General features: G+C 46.6%; 16 protein-coding genes. 8 read left to right on the forward strand and 8 right to left on the reverse strand.

From position 1 onward, the window contains the following. On the forward strand, nucleotides 1-348 hold the full coding sequence (locus ACWPOD_RS00440) for a hypothetical protein (RefSeq protein ID WP_005395359.1): 348 nt from the start codon (nucleotides 1-3) through the stop codon (nucleotides 346-348). 122 nt (nucleotides 349-470) lie between these two features. Here ACWPOD_RS00440 and ACWPOD_RS00445 read toward each other — a convergent pair whose 3' ends face one another. From ACWPOD_RS00445 to ACWPOD_RS00455, 3 genes are read right to left on the reverse strand one after another with little or no spacing between them, the layout of a single operon-like run. Then, nucleotides 471-1,727: a PTS ascorbate transporter subunit IIC gene (locus ACWPOD_RS00445; RefSeq protein WP_074189780.1), complete on the reverse strand. Its 1,257-nt coding sequence runs from the start codon at nucleotides 1,725-1,727 to the stop codon at nucleotides 471-473. A gap of 9 nt (nucleotides 1,728-1,736) precedes the next feature. Then, a complete protein-coding gene (locus tag ACWPOD_RS00450; RefSeq protein WP_262681428.1) occupies nucleotides 1,737-2,024 on the reverse strand; it encodes a PTS sugar transporter subunit IIB in 288 nt (95 codons plus the stop codon). A gap of 58 nt (nucleotides 2,025-2,082) precedes the next feature. Continuing rightward, the gene (locus ACWPOD_RS00455) at nucleotides 2,083-2,526 is read right to left on the reverse strand and encodes a PTS sugar transporter subunit IIA (RefSeq protein ID WP_395203387.1); all 444 of its coding nucleotides are present in this window, start codon (nucleotides 2,524-2,526) and stop codon (nucleotides 2,083-2,085) included. A gap of 249 nt (nucleotides 2,527-2,775) precedes the next feature. Here ACWPOD_RS00455 and ACWPOD_RS00460 point away from each other — a divergent pair, with 249 nt between their 5' ends. Then, nucleotides 2,776-3,804, forward strand: a complete 1,029-nt coding sequence (locus tag ACWPOD_RS00460; RefSeq protein ID WP_005463961.1) for a LacI family DNA-binding transcriptional regulator — start codon at nucleotides 2,776-2,778, stop codon at nucleotides 3,802-3,804. A 76-nt stretch (nucleotides 3,805-3,880) separates the two neighbouring features. Here the strand turns inward: ACWPOD_RS00460 and phnX are convergent, their stop codons facing one another. The 3 genes from phnX to phnW form a co-directional block, all read right to left on the reverse strand. Beyond that, nucleotides 3,881-4,696 (reverse strand): phosphonoacetaldehyde hydrolase, encoded by an 816-nt coding sequence (gene phnX / locus ACWPOD_RS00465; RefSeq protein ID WP_029843612.1) that lies wholly within the window; start codon nucleotides 4,694-4,696, stop codon nucleotides 3,881-3,883. A gap of 87 nt (nucleotides 4,697-4,783) precedes the next feature. Then, the gene (locus tag ACWPOD_RS00470; protein WP_456231416.1) at nucleotides 4,784-6,163 is read right to left on the reverse strand and encodes an aspartate aminotransferase family protein; all 1,380 of its coding nucleotides are present in this window, start codon (nucleotides 6,161-6,163) and stop codon (nucleotides 4,784-4,786) included. Nucleotides 6,164-6,189: 26 nt separating this feature from the next. Then, complete coding sequence (gene phnW, locus ACWPOD_RS00475; RefSeq protein WP_456231417.1) at nucleotides 6,190-7,293, reverse strand: 2-aminoethylphosphonate--pyruvate transaminase; 1,104 nt, start codon at nucleotides 7,291-7,293, stop codon at nucleotides 6,190-6,192. A 266-nt stretch (nucleotides 7,294-7,559) separates the two neighbouring features. Here phnW and ACWPOD_RS00480 point away from each other — a divergent pair, with 266 nt between their 5' ends. The 5 genes from ACWPOD_RS00480 to ACWPOD_RS00500 all read left to right on the forward strand — a co-directional run bounded on the left by ACWPOD_RS00480 (nucleotide 7,560) and on the right by ACWPOD_RS00500 (nucleotide 14,208). Further along, the gene (locus tag ACWPOD_RS00480; protein ID WP_029830462.1) at nucleotides 7,560-8,570 is read left to right on the forward strand and encodes a putative 2-aminoethylphosphonate ABC transporter substrate-binding protein; all 1,011 of its coding nucleotides are present in this window, start codon (nucleotides 7,560-7,562) and stop codon (nucleotides 8,568-8,570) included. Nucleotides 8,571-9,617: 1,047 nt separating this feature from the next. After that, nucleotides 9,618-10,724, forward strand: coding sequence for a putative 2-aminoethylphosphonate ABC transporter ATP-binding protein (locus tag ACWPOD_RS00485; RefSeq protein WP_047007997.1), 1,107 nt, complete (start codon nucleotides 9,618-9,620; stop codon nucleotides 10,722-10,724). Nucleotides 10,725-10,732: 8 nt separating this feature from the next. Next, complete coding sequence (locus ACWPOD_RS00490; RefSeq protein ID WP_005445406.1) at nucleotides 10,733-12,457, forward strand: putative 2-aminoethylphosphonate ABC transporter permease subunit; 1,725 nt, start codon at nucleotides 10,733-10,735, stop codon at nucleotides 12,455-12,457. Between the two features lie 9 nt (nucleotides 12,458-12,466). Next, on the forward strand, nucleotides 12,467-13,168 hold the full coding sequence (gene phnR, locus ACWPOD_RS00495) for a phosphonate utilization transcriptional regulator PhnR (protein WP_053808131.1): 702 nt from the start codon (nucleotides 12,467-12,469) through the stop codon (nucleotides 13,166-13,168). 131 nt (nucleotides 13,169-13,299) lie between these two features. After that, nucleotides 13,300-14,208 (forward strand): EamA family transporter, encoded by a 909-nt coding sequence (locus ACWPOD_RS00500; RefSeq protein WP_456231418.1) that lies wholly within the window; start codon nucleotides 13,300-13,302, stop codon nucleotides 14,206-14,208. Nucleotides 14,209-14,255: 47 nt separating this feature from the next. Here ACWPOD_RS00500 and ACWPOD_RS00505 read toward each other — a convergent pair whose 3' ends face one another. Together ACWPOD_RS00505 and ACWPOD_RS00510 are read right to left on the reverse strand one after the other, a co-directional pair. Beyond that, complete coding sequence (locus ACWPOD_RS00505) at nucleotides 14,256-14,807, reverse strand: porin family protein (RefSeq protein ID WP_047008000.1); 552 nt, start codon at nucleotides 14,805-14,807, stop codon at nucleotides 14,256-14,258. 52 nt (nucleotides 14,808-14,859) lie between these two features. Continuing rightward, nucleotides 14,860-15,768 (reverse strand): VirK/YbjX family protein, encoded by a 909-nt coding sequence (locus ACWPOD_RS00510; protein WP_046873855.1) that lies wholly within the window; start codon nucleotides 15,766-15,768, stop codon nucleotides 14,860-14,862. A gap of 424 nt (nucleotides 15,769-16,192) precedes the next feature. On the opposite strand from ACWPOD_RS00510, the gene ACWPOD_RS00515 reads away from it, so the two are divergent. Beyond that, nucleotides 16,193-16,552, forward strand: coding sequence for a DUF3316 domain-containing protein (locus tag ACWPOD_RS00515; protein ID WP_005395335.1), 360 nt, complete (start codon nucleotides 16,193-16,195; stop codon nucleotides 16,550-16,552). Nucleotides 16,553-16,731 lie beyond the last annotated feature (179 nt).

A 16,731-nucleotide genomic window follows, 5' to 3' on the forward strand; every position in this document is an offset into this window, starting at 1 on the left:
ATGAAGAAGTTGACCTTACTTTCTTTGTCTGCGGTGAGTGCTACCGCACTATTGGCAATCGGACTAAGCTCGGCCAGCTTGGCGAACAATCAAGGATTTCCGCTCGTGGATGAACGTTCTGAACAAGCTGAGCAACAACCTACGCGTTACTTTGTTAAGTATCACAAAGGGAAAGAGAGCGAAGTGAGAGCGCTTCTTCGTCAACATAACCTTAAAGTGGTTGATGCGTTGGTGAAGCAACAGGTACTGGTGGTGAGCGGCGAACAAGCGGACGTCGATAAGCTATCTGGTAACGAATCCGTTGAATACACCGAGCAAGAACCAACGAGAAAGTTGTTGTCTCAATAAGATAGCCTCAATATGAAAAACGCCCCTCACGTGAGGGGCGTTTTGTTTGAGTGCTTTTCCTGCTAGAGCCTTTGAGAGATGAATGCCGACGAGCCTAATTCTGCATTCATAAGAATAAAAGCTTAGCGCACAATCAGGCCAAGTAGGATACCTACAATGCCGAAGTCAGCATCACTGAATGTTGTGTTTGCAAAGCCAAGATCACCCAGTACTGGCATTAGGAAGACAGGTAGGAAAGTAATCAGTAAACCTTGTGCAAACGCGCCTAGAATTGCGCCGCGACGACCACCTGTCGCGTTACCAAATACACCTGCCGCAGCACCCACAAAGAAGTGTGGAACGACACCTGGGATAATCACAGTAAGACCCATCACGTACAGCAGGAACATGCCCACTAGACCGGCTGCAAAGCTCGATAGGAAGCCCACCAATACCGCGTTTGGCGCGTATGGGAACACAACCGGACAATCCAGTGCAGGTTTTGCGTTTGGAACCAGTTTGTCTGAGATGCCTTTAAACGCTGGAACGATTTCTGCGATAACCATACGTACACCTTGAAGGATAACGTATACACCACCTGCAAATGTGATGGATTGCATTAGCGCAAACATAGACCAATGTTTACCGCCACTGACTTCACGGACAAAATCACCGCCAGCGAATAAACACGTCACCACAAAGATGATGCCCATGGTGAACGAGATCGCCACTGGTGTATCACGTAGGAACAGCAAGCTTTTAGGGACATTCATCTCTTCAGTAGAGTGTTCTTTGTTACCGAACTTGCTGCCAATAAAGCCAGCTAGCACGTAAGAAAGGGTAGAGAAGTGACCAATCGCAACGTCGTCAGAACCTGTAACTTGCTTCATGTACTTGTGAGCGATCGCAGGGAAGAACACCATTACAGAACCCACAACCACAGAGCCAAGCGCGATCAGTGGAACACCTTTCATGCCGCTAGATGCCAGAATCGCTGCTACCATCATCGACATAAATAGCGTGTGGTGACCGGTTAGGAAGATGAATTTCCATGGCGTGAAGCGAGCGATCAAGATGTTCACTAACATACCGAAGAACATGATCATCGCCATCTCTTTACCAAACGCTTCTTGCGCGATAGAGACGATAGCTTCGTTGTTTGGAACTACGCCTGTGATGCCAAATGCGTGTTGGAAAATCGTCGCGAAGTCACCCAGAGAAGTCACAACCAGACCCGCACCCGCACCAAGTACGATGAAACCAAGAATGGTTTTTACCGTGCCTTTAATACACTCGGTGACCGGTTTTTTCTGGGCAATTAAGCCGATTAGGGCGATGAGACCTACCAGAACCGCTGGCTCTGATAGAACATCGTTCATTAAGAAACTGAAAAATTCCATAACGCCACCTTACAGAGCGCCAAGCTCTTGAAGTGCTAAAGATAGACGCTCTTTCATTGCCACTTTGTCGACCATGTTATCAAGCGCAACGATGCGTGGTTCAACGCCAAGTGCGTTCAACTGTTCAACGATGTCGTTAGTACCGATGAAGATGTCACAATCCGTACCTTTTGCAGAGCCTAGATCGATATGATCCACTTCTGCGTTTACATTCAATTCTTTCACGATGCCTTTGATGCTCATTTCCATCATTAGGCTAGTACCAAGACCGTGACCGCAAACAACCATAATTTTCATAATTCAGACCTTTTCTTTTTATAGGGGGGTATGCCCATTTCGAAGGGCACTTCAGGAGTTAGTATTTTTCGATGATCGCAAGAACATCTTGTGTGTTTTGAGCGGAGCAGATGGCTTCTACATGCTCTTCATTCATAAACAACTCAGCCAGTTTAGAAATCGCATCCACGTGCGAGTTACTGTCTGTCGCGGCTAGCGTAACCAGCATTTTCACTGGATCGTTACCTTCAGAATCGAAGTTCACGCCGTTTTGAATCACCGTGATAGCAAGAGACAAGCGGTTAACGCCATCTTCAGGGCGAGCGTGTGGCATCGCCATGCCCGGACCTACCACGTAGTAAGGGCCAAGCTCTTCGTGCGAGCGGTAAATTGCTTCAGCGTAACTTGGTTCTATCGCGCCATTTTCAATCAAAGCTTCACAAGATTTGCTGATCGCATCTTTCCAGTCGGTTGCGTCAGAATGGATGCGAATGACATCAGAGGTAATCAGTTCACGTAGCATTGGAATGTTTCCGATTTGTTGTTTTGTTGCTGCGTACTTTATCGATCAATTTGCCAGAAAAACCTGAGAGTGATCACAAATGGTAGCGCTATCTGATAGCGCTACCATTAATTGTGATAGCGCTATCATTTTTATCAGGCATCGAAGTTTCATGTGCTGGTGTTCGAGTTCTAATGCGCTAATATCAAAACCATTAAAGCGCTGTGATAAGATGTTGCAGCTGAAATTAGAGAACATTAAATAAAAACAATGAGCGAACCTCGCAAACGAAGAAGTACCGGCAACGTCACTTTGGCTGATGTCGCCAAACAAGCAGGCGTAGGCACGATGACGGTGTCGCGAGCATTACGAACGCCAGAGCTGGTATCCGATAAGCTGAGAGAGAAAATTCAACAAGTGGTTGATGAGCTCGGCTATATCCCGAACAAAGCCGCAGGGGCACTCGCATCTGCAGAAAGTTATTCCATCGCTCTTATCATTCCGTCACTGTTTGAAAAAGCATGCGCGCATTTCTTACCAAGCTTCCAACAGGCGTTAAACAAAGCGGGTTATCAATTATTACTGGGTTACAGCGACTACTCGATTGAGCAAGAAGAAAAGTTGCTTTCGACTTTTTTAGAGAGCCGTCCTGCGGGCGTTGTACTGTTTGGAAGTGAGCATAGTCAGCGAACGCATCAACTGTTAGAGGCGTCAAATACGCCAGTGTTAGAGATTGCCGAACTGAGCTCAAAGGCCAGTTATCTCAACATTGGCGTGGATCACTTCGAAGTGGGTAAGGCCTGTACCAGACACCTGATTGAACAAGGTTTTAAGAACGTTGGTTTTATTGGGGCGCGCGGGAATCACTCAACGTTGCAACGCCAGTTACACGGTTGGCAAAGTGCGATGATTGAAAACTATCTCACCCCAGATCATTTTCTGACGACTCATGAAGCGCCATCTTCACAATTGGGTGCGGAAGGATTGGCGAAGTTATTGCTGCGCGATTCAAGCTTGAATGCTTTGGTGTGTAGCCATGAGGAGATCGCAATTGGTGCGCTCTTTGAGTGCCATCGCCGCGTGCTCAAAGTCCCGACCGACATTGCCATTATTTGCCTTGAAGGCTCTTCTATGGGGGAGCACGCTTACCCAAGTTTGACATCTGCAGAATTTGATTATGAGCGCATGGGCACCAAGGCGGCAGAAAAACTGTTGCATGCCATCAAAGGTGAGCCAGAAGAAAGGCCAACCAGTATGGGCTTTAAGCTAAAGCGTCGAGCAAGTACCGCGATTAATTGACACCTCCGCTTTCCATAAACACAAAAAGCCTCTCAAGATGGAGAGGCTTTTTACATTCTGAATTCATGAGCGAAAACTACGGACGTTCGCCCGCGGCTAGGCGTTGTTCGATATCTACGATCACCTCTGGCAGATCGGAGATGGTATCGATTAAGTAGTGAGGTGCACTCTTGATAAACTTCGCGCGTGCTTTTTCACGAGCTTTCTCTAAGGTTGCTTCGTCTGCGGCTTGGTATTCTTCAAATGTCAGACCCGCTTCGTTACCAGAAAGCAGCAGACCCACCGTCCACATGCCCGCATTGTGACCTTCAAAGATGCCTGGTGCTGAATCGTCCACTTTGACGCATGCTTTAACGTCGGTTACACCAAGCTCAATCACGTTTTTCAGTGCCATAAATGGTGCTGGGCGACCACCTTGGGGCAGATCGTCTGTCGCGACAACGTAATCTGGTTGGTAGCCGTAGTCCGCTGCAACTGGAATCAATACGTCCATCACCTCACGCGGGTAACCAGAACAAGAACCGATCTTGATGCCTTTGTCTTTCAGACCGTTCACAACTTCAATCGCATTGAGGATTGGTTCTGCGTGGTCAGCCACTTTTGCTTTTTGCAAAGGCATAAAGGCTGCGTAGATAGCGTCGATGTCTTCGCTGGTCATTGAGCGACCAAACTTCTCATTCCAACGCTTATCAACCGCAGGGATGCGACCCACTGCTTGGATGTGATCCCACTTACCAAGCCCCATTGGTTCGCGCGCTTCTTCAAGGTCGATTTCAAAATCAAAGCCTTGTTTGAATGCTTCCACAAAGATGCTGGTTGGCGCAAAAGAGCCGAAATCGACGATAGTGCCAGCCCAGTCAAAGATCACTGCTTGAATTGGAGAGTTGCTCATGTTCAATCCTTTTTCTTGCTTGCCAGAGCGCTGCCTACACATTGGAACTGCGCTCAGGATAATTGGTTTTGTTGAGGTCTATTGACCCTAAAAGTAGTTAAAGTCTTTGCACACTTTGGCGATGGCTTCTTCGAAGAGCGCTAACGCTTCTGTTAGTTGTTCGCGGGTGATGATCAGCGGTGGGCTGAGTTGAATCACATTGCCTTGCGATACCTTAAAGCTCACTCCGTTGTTGAGGCATTGGTACAGCACTGCTTCCGCTTCGTCATACGCGCGTGCTTTGCTTTCGTGGTCAGTGACCAACTCAATGCCCCACAACATGCCGATGCCACGAACATCGCCAATCACAGGGTACTTGGCTTTCATCTCTAGCAGCTTTTCACGCATGAACTGGCTGTCGGCTTTGGCTTTATCTAGCAAGCCGTCTTGCTCAATGGCTTCCATGGTTGCCAGTGCTGCAGCACAACCGATAGGACTTTTCTCATGAGTGTAGTGACCCATGGAGATTTGCTCGGCGGTGTTGAATTTGTCTTTGGTTACCATGGCTGCGATAGGCACTAAGCCACCACCCAAGCCTTTTCCGATGCAGAGCATATCTGGCTCGATGTCGTAGGCTTGGTAGGTAAACCATTCACCGCTGCGACCCATACCGTTAGGGATATCGTCGATGATCAGCATGACATTGTGTTTGTCACAGATTTCACGGATGCGTTTCCAGTAGGCTTTGCTCGGCACTTGTACGTCGGTATTGCGAACCGCTTCTGCGATAAACGCGCCCACGCCGCCTTCTTTCTCAATCACGTATTCAAGGTAATCGGCGTAATGCACATCACTGCCGTCCGCGACTGGGAAAGCGCCACGGTAAGACACCGCTGGTGGAATGCGCTCAACACCTGCCATTAATGGTCCCATGCCTTGGCGGAAACACGCTTCGCCACCTACTGAGATGGCATCCAATGATGCGCCGTGGAAGGAGTTCCACAACGACACCACCTTGTAGTTGCCCGTGATGTGGCGTGCTAATTTAAGAGCCATACCAACCGCAGATGTGCCACCCGGAGCAAACAGCACGCGGTTCAATTCGCCGCCACAGATTTGGGTGAGTTTTTCGGCACATTCAATCGCGGTCTCGTTGGTAAAACGACGTGGTGAAAACGGCAGTTTGGCAATTTGCTCTTGCACACGTTTAATCACATGCGGATGACCATAGCCTAGCTGGTGGACGTTATTGCCATGAAAGTCCATGTACTTTTTGCCGGTAGCATCTTGGATATAGATGCCTTCCGCTGCTTCCAAGGTATCTAAGCAAGGTGTCGACATGGCTTGATGAAGAAAGACCTTCGAATCACGCTTCAGTAATGCTTGCGTGCGTTCGTCATCCATCGATGCATTCCAAGCTTGGCGCGCCGGTGTCGTGTTGACATCGCCTTCGCTGCGGAAATGGGTCGGTTTGATATTCTGAGTCATAACGCTCTCTCAATCAGAAGGCTGCTTTAAGCAACTTGCCAGTACATTGCTTTTTCAATTGCACCGATTAAGCGCTCGATATCTGCTGGGTAAACTTCGCCAATGTTGCCGATACGGAAGCAATCTGCGTTCGATACCTTACCCGGATAAATCACAAAACCTTGCTCTTTTAAACGTGTATAGAACGCTTTGAACTGGTAATCACTGTGCGTCGGAGAGTAGAAAGAAGTGATGATTGGCGAGTGAAGGTCATCACTCAGTAGTGGCTCAAACCCCAAAGAGCGCATACCTGCAACCAGTGTTTTCTGGTTAGTTTGGTAACGGTTATGACGAGCCTCAATGCCGCCTTCTTGTTCCAGCTCTAACAATGCTTGATAGAAAGCGCGCACCGTGTGCGTTGGAGACGTAAAACGCCATTTGCCGTGGTTCACTTCCATGCAGTGCCACTGGTCGTAAAGATCAAGGCTTAAAGAACGAGCCTGACCTTGGCACTTGTCTAGCTCAGTTTGTTTCGCAATCACAAAGCCAAAGCCCGGCACGCCTTGAATACATTTGTTTGCAGAGCTGATCATAAAATCGATGCCTAGCTCAGCAATATCGATAGGAATGCCACCAAAGCTCGACATGGCATCGAGAATCACCACTTTACCGTGTGCTTTCGCTGCAGAAGCAAATGTCTCAATTGGGTTAAGCATGCCAGTGGTTGTCTCGCAGTGAACAATCGCCACGTGTGTGATCGCAGGATCCGATGCCAATGCAGTTTCCACCTCGTTCAAGTGTGGCTGTGATGTTTCGCCTGGGGAAACTACATGGCATGGAATATTTAGGTAATCAGCGATCTGAGCGATACGTGCACCGTACGCACCGTTGTCGACAACCAACAATTTTCCATCTTTGCCAATGGCACTGCCAATCGTTGCTTCTACTGATGCGGTGCCGCTACCTTGCATTAGTACGCTGGTGTAGCCGTCTTGCTCCGTCGCCAGTTTTACAAGCTTAGTGCGGATCACTTCTACAATGTCTTTGTTGTATTCATCATCCCAAGTACACCAGTCTTTAAGCATGGCTTCACGTACCGTTTCAGAAGTAGATAGAGGACCTGGAGTCAGTAGTAGGTATTCGTTTTTCATCTCGATTTCCATCAGAATAGGTTAATTGGTCTACACCAAATTTCGAGTTCACTCTAGCGAGGAAGAAAAGGGCAGTAAATAGGCGAATATCCAATTTCATAAAACTTTAATATCCAGAAAATGGCGGATCAATTGAACGATTATTCATCGATGATTTTCGTAAAACTGCCATTTAATGGTCATGAATTCGTCATAAAGGCTCAGTAGGGTGTATATCGTCAACTGGTACAGACCAAATAAAAACTTAGCCAAATTAACTGGAGAAAATGATGAAAAACCGTTTGATGAAAGGATCGCTGGCTGCACTTGTCTCTCTGCTAGCTACGAATGCAATGGCAGCACAGGAAGTCACGGTTTACACCGCTTTTGAAACTGACATTCTTGCTAAATACAAGTCTGCGTTTGAGAAAGATAACCCAGATATCAAGATTAAGTGGGTTCGCGATTCCACCGGTATCATGACGGCGAAATTGCTGGCAGAAAAGAACAATCCTCAAGCGGAAGTGGTTTGGGGTCTTGCTGGCTCGTCAATGGCACTGCTTAAAGATGAAGGTCTTCTTAAGCCTTACACACCAAAAGGTTTGGAAGAGCTGCACGCGAACCTAAACGACCCTCAATCAAACCAAGCTTGGTTTGGTAACGATGCGTTCTTTAACGCAGTTTGTTTCAACGAAGCGGTAGCGAAACAACTTAACCTACCGAAACCAACGTCTTGGGAAGACCTAACAAAGCCAGTTTACAAAGGTCACATTGCAATGCCGAACCCAGCTTCTTCAGGTACTGGCTACATGCAGGTTTCTGCTTGGCTACAAAACATGGGTGAAGATCAGGCATGGAACTACATGCGTGACTTAGACAAAAACATTGCACACTACACGCACTCTGGTTCTAAGCCATGTGTTCAAGCGGGTATGGGTGAAGTGGCTATCGGTATTTCGATGGCGAGCCGCGGCGCGAAGCTGAAAACACAAGGTGCACCTCTAGCGGTTATCACACCAAAAGGCATCGGCTGGGAATCAGAAGCGGTTGGTCTAGTAAAAGAATCGGATGCAGCGAAGCGTGTTGTCGACTGGTCAATCTCTAAAGCAGCAAACGAGCTTTACGTAGAAATGTACCCAGTGGTTGCACATAAAGACGTGAAAGCGACCGTGTCTAACTTCCCGAACGTTCAAGAGAACATGGCGAAGATGGACTTCGCGCAAATGGGCAGCAAGCGTGCAGAGATTCTAGCGGCTTGGTCTGAGAAGTTTGACGCGAAATCAGAGCCAAAGTCTTAATTGAATTTGCTTTGAGTTGAATGCTGAAATCCACCTCGGTTGAGGTGGATTTTTTGTTTTCCCTCTTATTTCAGAGTTTGCTGCAAGTAGATTCCTAGTCTCACCTAGGTTCGCTGGAATGACGGACTTAAGAAAGTTGGGATCTTCTATCCACACTCACGACGTCATTCTCGAGAACGACGAAGGAGTGAGTCGGGAATCTCAGCGTATTGTGTAACTGACAAAAAGGAGAGAAAGCTCCCCTTCTACAGTCCTAGTGCATCACATGAATAGTTCGAAAATCTTACCAGCTAAAGCCGCTAGAACTCCTCTAGCTACCACGGGTAAGGTATCGCGAATTGAGTCTTTCAGTGGATCTTTAAATCTCATCGCATGCTCCTTAATTAAGGTTGCACCCGAAAGTTCACTGATTTATAGTTTCTTCAACACAAGATATCAGTAACCTTCGGGTTAGTTTTATCTACTAAGCCCTAGTTGATTGCAGTCATCTGGGGCTTTCCTTTATGCACTACCTGTAGCGCACGCTTGTTCCACTTCTCCTCCCTAATGGTTTTGTTAAGAAAGCACAATATATAGTAAAAAAATCCTTTTAAAACACAGGATAGTGTGGCTTTTCTTATGCTGTAATTTAACGGTATTTAACGAGAAGCACCAATTGAAAACATTGATTATGATCAATTAACAATGGGTAGCGAGCGACAACAAATCGATCTTATTGGCGTTGATCTCAGTTGCGAAGAAAACTGTGAAAATTGCAAAAACAGAGCGAAATCTACTTGCTTTTCTGGGCCGCCTTATCTGTCAAGGCGTGTAGATCCTGTTATAGAAAAAAGGACGTGCGATCCGTCAAAACCTGTCGGATTTTAGTAAGGCATTTGTGATGAAAATGTATGAGGTGCATAACTGTGCAATTCATAGAGTGAAGCTTAAACTTCTAAAACAAACCTCATCGCCCTTCATCTATTTGTCATCTTCTGGCTATAAATTTGTCATTGGAACGTAACACTCAAAAACTAAAGTTGGTATATACCATTTGGAGCGTGTGTTATGTCAACTAACCAACATTACCTAAATATTGAAAATGTAGTGAAGCAATTCGGACAGTTCACTGCATTAAAGAAAATCTCGCTAGCGATTGAAAAGGGCGAGTTTGTTTGTTTTCTTGGTCCTTCTGGCTGCGGTAAAACCACTCTATTACGTGCTATTGCAGGTTTAGACTTGCCAACGTCTGGTGCAATCTTTCAAAACGGTCAAGAGACCACATTCCTGCCACCAGAGAAGCGCGATTTCGGCATTGTATTCCAATCTTACGCGCTGTTTCCGAACCTAACTGTGCAAGAGAACATTGCGGTGGGTTTGAAGAACCAAGGCATGTCGACCAAAGAAGCGTTAGAGAAAGTAGATTATTGGCTAGAAACCATTGGTCTTCCAACCTCTGGCGAGAAATTCCCTAACCAACTTTCTGGTGGTCAACAGCAGCGTGTTGCTTTGGCTCGTGCATTGGCGTTGTCTCCGGGTCTACTGTTATTGGATGAGCCATTATCGGCGCTGGATGCAAAAGTGCGTGTTCACTTACGTGACGAGATTTGTAAGCTGCAACGCAAGCTTGGCATCACCACCATCATGGTTACGCACGATCAGGATGAAGCGTTGTCGATGGCGGATCGTATTGTGGTAATGAACCATGGTGTGATTGAGCAAGTCGGCACACCTCAAGAGATCTACCAACAACCAGCAACGCGCTTTGTCGCTGAGTTTGTCGGCAGCATGAACTTTATTGAAACCTCAGTCGCAACGGACTCCCAAGTACGAATTGCAGAAACCTTGATGCCAGCGCCAAGCTTGACCAATTGTAAGATCCAACGTGGTGATCGCTTCGACCTTGCGGTGCGTCCTGAAAGCATCAAGTTCGTTGAAAACTACACCAACTCTTTACCAGTGCGAGTTACGGCTACCGAGTTTTTGGGGGCGTTTTTCCGCATTGATTGCGTATTGCAAAACGACAGCTCAACGAAAACCATCGTCGTGGATGTGCCTGTGGAAACGGTTCAAAAACTCAATATCAAAGCGGGCGATGTACGTTACATCCAGTTTGCTGAAGAAGGGCTGCATGGTTACGCCGTGCCCTCGGTTGATAAAGCGCTAGCAGCGTAGGTGTAAACATGGATGCGAAGACAATGACGATGAATAGCCTAACCACGCAAGACAAAGCAAAATCCCTACTCGGACGTGTTAGCCGCGACAACCTTGTGTTGTTCGGTTTGCTCGCTGGTTTGTCGACTATGATGGTGCTGTTCATCTTGATGCCGCTTTGGGCAATGTTGACCAAGAGTGTGCAAAATGCCAATGGCGAATTTGTCGGTCTGGCAAACTTTGCGACGTACTTTTCCTCTTCAAGCTTGTGGGTGTCAGTGGGAAACACCTTCACTTTGGGCGTGATTGTGACCTCGGTAGTGGGTGTGCTTGCGTTTGGTTATGCCTACGCGCTGACTCGTTCATGCATGCCGTTTAAAGGTTTGTTTCAAATCCTAGGTACCGCGCCGATCCTCGCGCCTTCGTTACTGCCAGCGATCAGTTTGATCTTCCTTTTTGGTAATCAAGGCATTGCCAAAGAGATGCTGTTAGGAAACTCGATTTATGGCGTGATTGGTATCTCGATGGGTTTGATTTTCTGGACCTTTCCTCATGCATTGATGATTTTAACCACTTCGCTGCGTACTTCAGATGCTCGCTTGTATGAAGCCGCCCGTGCACTTAAAACCTCACCCATCAAAACCTTCTTTATGGTGACGTTACCTGCGGCGAAATACGGTTTGATCAGTACGCTTATCGTCGTCTTTACGCTAGTTATCACGGACTTTGGTGTGCCGAAAGTGATTGGGGGCAGCTACAACGTTCTGGCGACTGACATCTTCAAGCAAGTCGTGGGACAGCAAAACTTTGCCATGGGTGCGGTGACTAGCATTATGTTGTTATTCCCTGCGGTAATGGCGTTTGGCGCAGACCGCTGGGTACAGAAAAAACAAAAGAGCTTATTCGACACTCGCTCGGTGCCTTATCAGCCAGAACCTAATAAAGCGCGCGACAGCATCTGTTTGGTCTACTGCAGCATCATTTCTATTGCAGTGCTGGCTGTGCTTGGCATGGCGGTGTATGGCTCGTTAGTTACGTTCTGGCCTTGGAACAAAGCGTTGACGCTAAACAATTACAACTTTGCTGAAATGAGCACTTACGGTTGGAGCCCATTCTTCAACTCGCTAACGCTGGCAGGTTGGACGGCAGTGATCGGTACAGCCATCATCTTTGTCGGTGCTTACTGCATTGAGAAAGGGCGTGCGTTTGGTCCAATTCGTCAGGTGATGCAAATGCTTAGCGTGGTGCCAATGGCAGTTCCGGGTATGGTGCTTGGCTTGGGTTACATCTTTTACTTCAATGATGCGAACAATCCTTTGAACGTGCTTTATGGCACCATGGCATTCTTGGTGATTAACACGGTAGTGCATTACTACACCGTGGGTCACATGACAGCCCTGACAGCGCTAAAGCAGTTGCCATCGGAGATTGAAGCCACAGCAGCATCAGTGAAGCTTCCTCAATACAAGTTGTTCTTTAAAGTGACATTACCTGTGTGTTTACCTGCGATTTTGGACATTGCGACTTACTTGTTTGTTAATGCATTGACCACCACTTCTGCGGTAGTATTCCTTTACTCAACCGATACGATTCCGGCTTCGGTCTCGATTCTGAATATGGACGATGCAGGTCAAACTGGCGCTGCAGCGGCAATGGCGGTGATGATCATGATTGCTGCCGCAATTGCGAAGATTGTTCAGATGACTTTGGGTAAATTGTTAGAGAATCGCACACAAGCTTGGCGCAAAAGATAAGGACACTTCGTGCAATACGTAAAAATTAAAGATTCGATTGTTGAACAGATTGAAGCGGGCATGCTATCGCCGCGTCAAAAACTGCCAGCAGAGCGTAAGTTGGCGGAGTCGTTCGATACTACACGCGTCACTCTGCGTGAAGCTTTATCATTGCTAGAAGCGGAAGGTCGAATCTATCGCGAAGACCGCCGAGGTTGGTTTATCTCACCTGAGCCATTGCGTTACGACCCAACCCAAACGCTGAACTTCCCGAACATGGCGAAAGCGCAAAATCGTGTGCCAAAAACAGAAGTGATAGCCGCAAAAGGCACTTTGGCTAATAAATTGGCCGCTCGTTTGTTGGACCTTCAGCCGTTTTCAGACGTATTTCGTGTCGACCGCGTTCGTTACCTAGAAGAGCGTCCGGTAGTTTATGTCACGAACTACATTCGACCAGACATATTTCCCAACTTATTGTCTTATGATTTATCAAACTCGTTAACCGACATTTATCGTGAACACTACGGTGTGACGTATCAAAAAATTCGTTACCGAATTTCGACTAGTACTTTGTTGGGTGAGGTGGCACAGGCATTGCGCGCGACGTCTGGTACGCCTGCAATGGTGGTTGAACGTATCAACTACAACCAACATGGCGAGTTGATTGACTGTGACATCGAATACTGGCGTCATGATGCCATCAGCATCGAGTCTGTCGCGGAGCTGAATTAATCTCTGTTTGCTGGGCATCTGTCTAGTTGGCAGCGAGCAATTTATATCTCAAATTCAAAGGCTCCATATTGGGGCCTTTGTTGTACCCAAGCACCTTGAGGGTATCTAAATATCATAAACAGGAAAACGGAATGGATCTCTTGGCAATCGCACTCGTTGTATTGTCTGCGGTTATGCATGCTGGCTGGAATATTCTTGGTAAAAGCAATTCTGGTTCAGGGCTCGCGTTTACGATGGCGGCAAGTTTATCTGCTTGCCTTCTGCTCACGCCTTATCTTATTTGGTATCTCTTTAACATTGGCTGGGCGACGTTGCCCAACGTGTTTTGGGGAATGCTGTTTATCAGTGGTTTATCTCAAATCGTCTATTTGGTTGGTTTGATCGTGGCCTACAAGCACTCCGATGTGGGAGTGATTTATCCGATTGCGAGAGCACTTCCTGTAATGATGGTGGGCGCACTCACCGTCGCCTTAGGTTATGAGTTGAATGCTCAGCAGTGGTTGGGTTTCCTGCTTATTACTTTAGGTTGTGTCCTAGTTCCAGTGACCAGTTTTCGTCAAATTACTCTTGGGGAGTACCTGAATGTTGGTGTGTTTTGGGCCTTGATTGCGGCGCTTGGCACGACGGGTTACTCCGTTGTGGACAAGCAAGCACTGAATCTGCTAACTCAACAAACATCGACCATTCTTAACGACCACTATAGCGCGACTTTTTATCTAGGCGTGCAGTTTTGGGTTATGGGAGTACCGGTTTTATTGTGGTGTATTGTTTCGGGGAGTCAGCAAGAACTACAAACCGCTTGGATGATTCGCAAAAGTGCGAGCATGGCTGGCATCATGATGGCATCCACCTACGGTTTGGTGCTGTTTGCGATGACTATGACTGATAACGTCAGCCTTGTTGTGGCTTTGCGACAAATCAGCATTGTGTTTGGTTTATTAATGGGCGTGTGGTTGTTGGCTGAAAAATGGTATTTCACGCGAGGCGTCGGGGTGCTGTTGATCCTGAGCGGAATCATTATGTCATTGAGCTCTGCTTGAGGTATAAGGCACCGATGTCGATTCGGTGCCTTGGCACAGCTAAATTTTTAAAATCGCAATTGTGCACCAAACATCACACCGCCAGAATCAAAATCGCTATTCTTGGCGTAGTTGTACTCTAAGTTCAAACCAAAGTGTTTATAGGCCCAAGCGACACCAGCAGCGGCTTCTCCGCCAAGACTAGACTCGTCATATTCTTTATTCTGACCATTGTTTTTAAGCGTGTAACTTAACGTGTAGTAAGTGATACCGCCTTTCCCGTAAAGCTCAAAGCCAGCTCCCAGAGGGTAACTTGCGTAACCGCTGAGTCGAGGCCCGCCATAACTGACATCGGTGATTTCTGTTAAGGGACTGATAAGTACGGAGCCGATGCCGTTAAATGCGCCCTTATAGCCGGCTTCAATACCAAAGTTGTGATCGAACATGTAACGGTAATATACATCACCAAGGAACATGTCACCTTCATCATGGCTATTGTTCACATCGTAACTAACATTACCGTAGCCTAAATTTGCTCCAACAACATGTTGGGTTGGTTGTGCATGAGCCGTTAAGGAAAGTGCGGACAGTAAGCATGCAACGGCGTACTTGTAAGACATAAAAACTCCGAATCATAAAATGAAAAAACAAAACGTCATGTGGTGCGTTGGGTTAACGTAGCCTTGTCATGAACTCCGCTTTGGTATTGTCTAACCATTCGTAACGACGTCGATACATCGAACGCTTAGAACGCGACATGCCTTCGATATCACGACGCGGGGCATTCACATCGAGTGAGTAGAAATGACGGTTGTATTCGGTGCCGCCCAACTCTTGCCAGAGTGCATCGTAATCCGTTTTGATTCGTCCTTTACTGTAGCGTCGTGCAGCATAAGTATGGGATTGTGTTTTTACCGCTAGAATCGTATTCACTTCCCAAATTTGCGCGAGTAAAGTGAGCAAACTCACCATCAAGCTTTTTGGTCTTTGCCCGTAAAGCTTACGAGTTAACTTTTTAATTTTTGCGTTGTTCTCTTCACTGCTGCGTGGCCCTTGCAAGCCGCCAATCATAATGCTGCGTCCAGATTCTATGTGGCCGAGAGTAAATGAGAGCGTATAGAAGTTGCCATCCTCCGCGCTGTGTAGCACTAGGCTCATGTCGCCTTCTTTTTGGTAACGCGCTTCGTACACCAATCGCACAGAGTACAATGTCTCGTCGATTTCAAATGATGTTAATGTTAAGCCAGTCGAATCGGTATAGATCTCTTCAATGGTCTGTTTAGAAAACAGCTCTGAAATGGTTTTGTAGTGATCAACCACTAGGTTTGAACGATCGAAAGCTGAGTTATTTTTGATGATGTAGGGACGAAACGGTTTTTCTAAAAAGCGGTGCGTACGTGCACAAAGCATCTCTAGCAATGACGATTCAATATTATCTGACAGGTGCTTAAACGCTCGTTTGTAGTAAAGTGCGCGCAAGATGAACTTCGCTCTGTAGGTCCAAATTGGCTTATAGACATCAGCATAATCATCTGAGTAAATTGATTTGCTATGGTAAAAAATGGATTTGTTCGCGGTCATTTTCACTCCAGATTAACGTGTGCTCAACAGCCACAATTAAGAACCGACGGACGAGCAGCGAAGAACCCGAAAAAGGGGGAAATGCAAAGCACTACTAAAAGGGGAGGTTTTGCTGTGCCCGACGTTTATATAAGGTTTTGAACACTGTTCTTTTGTTGGGATTCTAAGAGAAAATTGACCTTAGGTATTGTATGGGTTGGTAAGGAAATGTCAGTTTGGAAGCCACTTTGAACGTTGTGATTACGAGGTGGAAAAATGCTCGTGTTGGCAGAGTATGATGCCGTGTTGCTAAGTTAAAGTGAAATGAGTTGAACAAGAATTGAACGTTATTTGAAATTATTTTGACGTGTTTCTGGTCTTTATACGTACCTTATAAATATCGAGCCAATTTTGGCCCGATATAAAGGTAAGTAAGGAGAGGTTTATGAAACGCTTAATGACTTTAGCAAGTATGATTGCTCTGACTGCTGCACCTTCTGTTGTTTTTGCTGGTGGCTATCAGTGGACAAACGATACCGAAACGATCCATGGTGATGTTATGGATAGCAAACAAGCGGCTTATGAAATGGGTCGTGACATGATTCAGAACTATCAAAGCAAATCACCAGGTCAGCTTCGTGACGAGTTTACAAGCCTTACAGAGTATGTTGATCGCCAGTCGTTTTCTATCACCGACTCAAAAGTCATGGTGAATGAGTTCTTGCAAAGTGACGGGCAAGTTGTATACCAGCCTATTCTCAATGTTCAATACGAGTACCGCATGCGTGAAACCGGTAAATACTAACCAGTAAGACGGTCTCGATTTTCCGATAATTTATATCCTTGCTGTTTGTTTTGGGGAGCGCTGCTCCCCATTTTTGTATTCATTGATAGCGGAAACTTCCACTCTCTCAGAGCAACATTTGCTATCGCTCAGCGTTAGATATTCTTGCTCGTTGATTGTGCTCATCGTTTGTAAAGTGT

The organism is Vibrio sp. JZG120 (assembly GCF_053890955.1).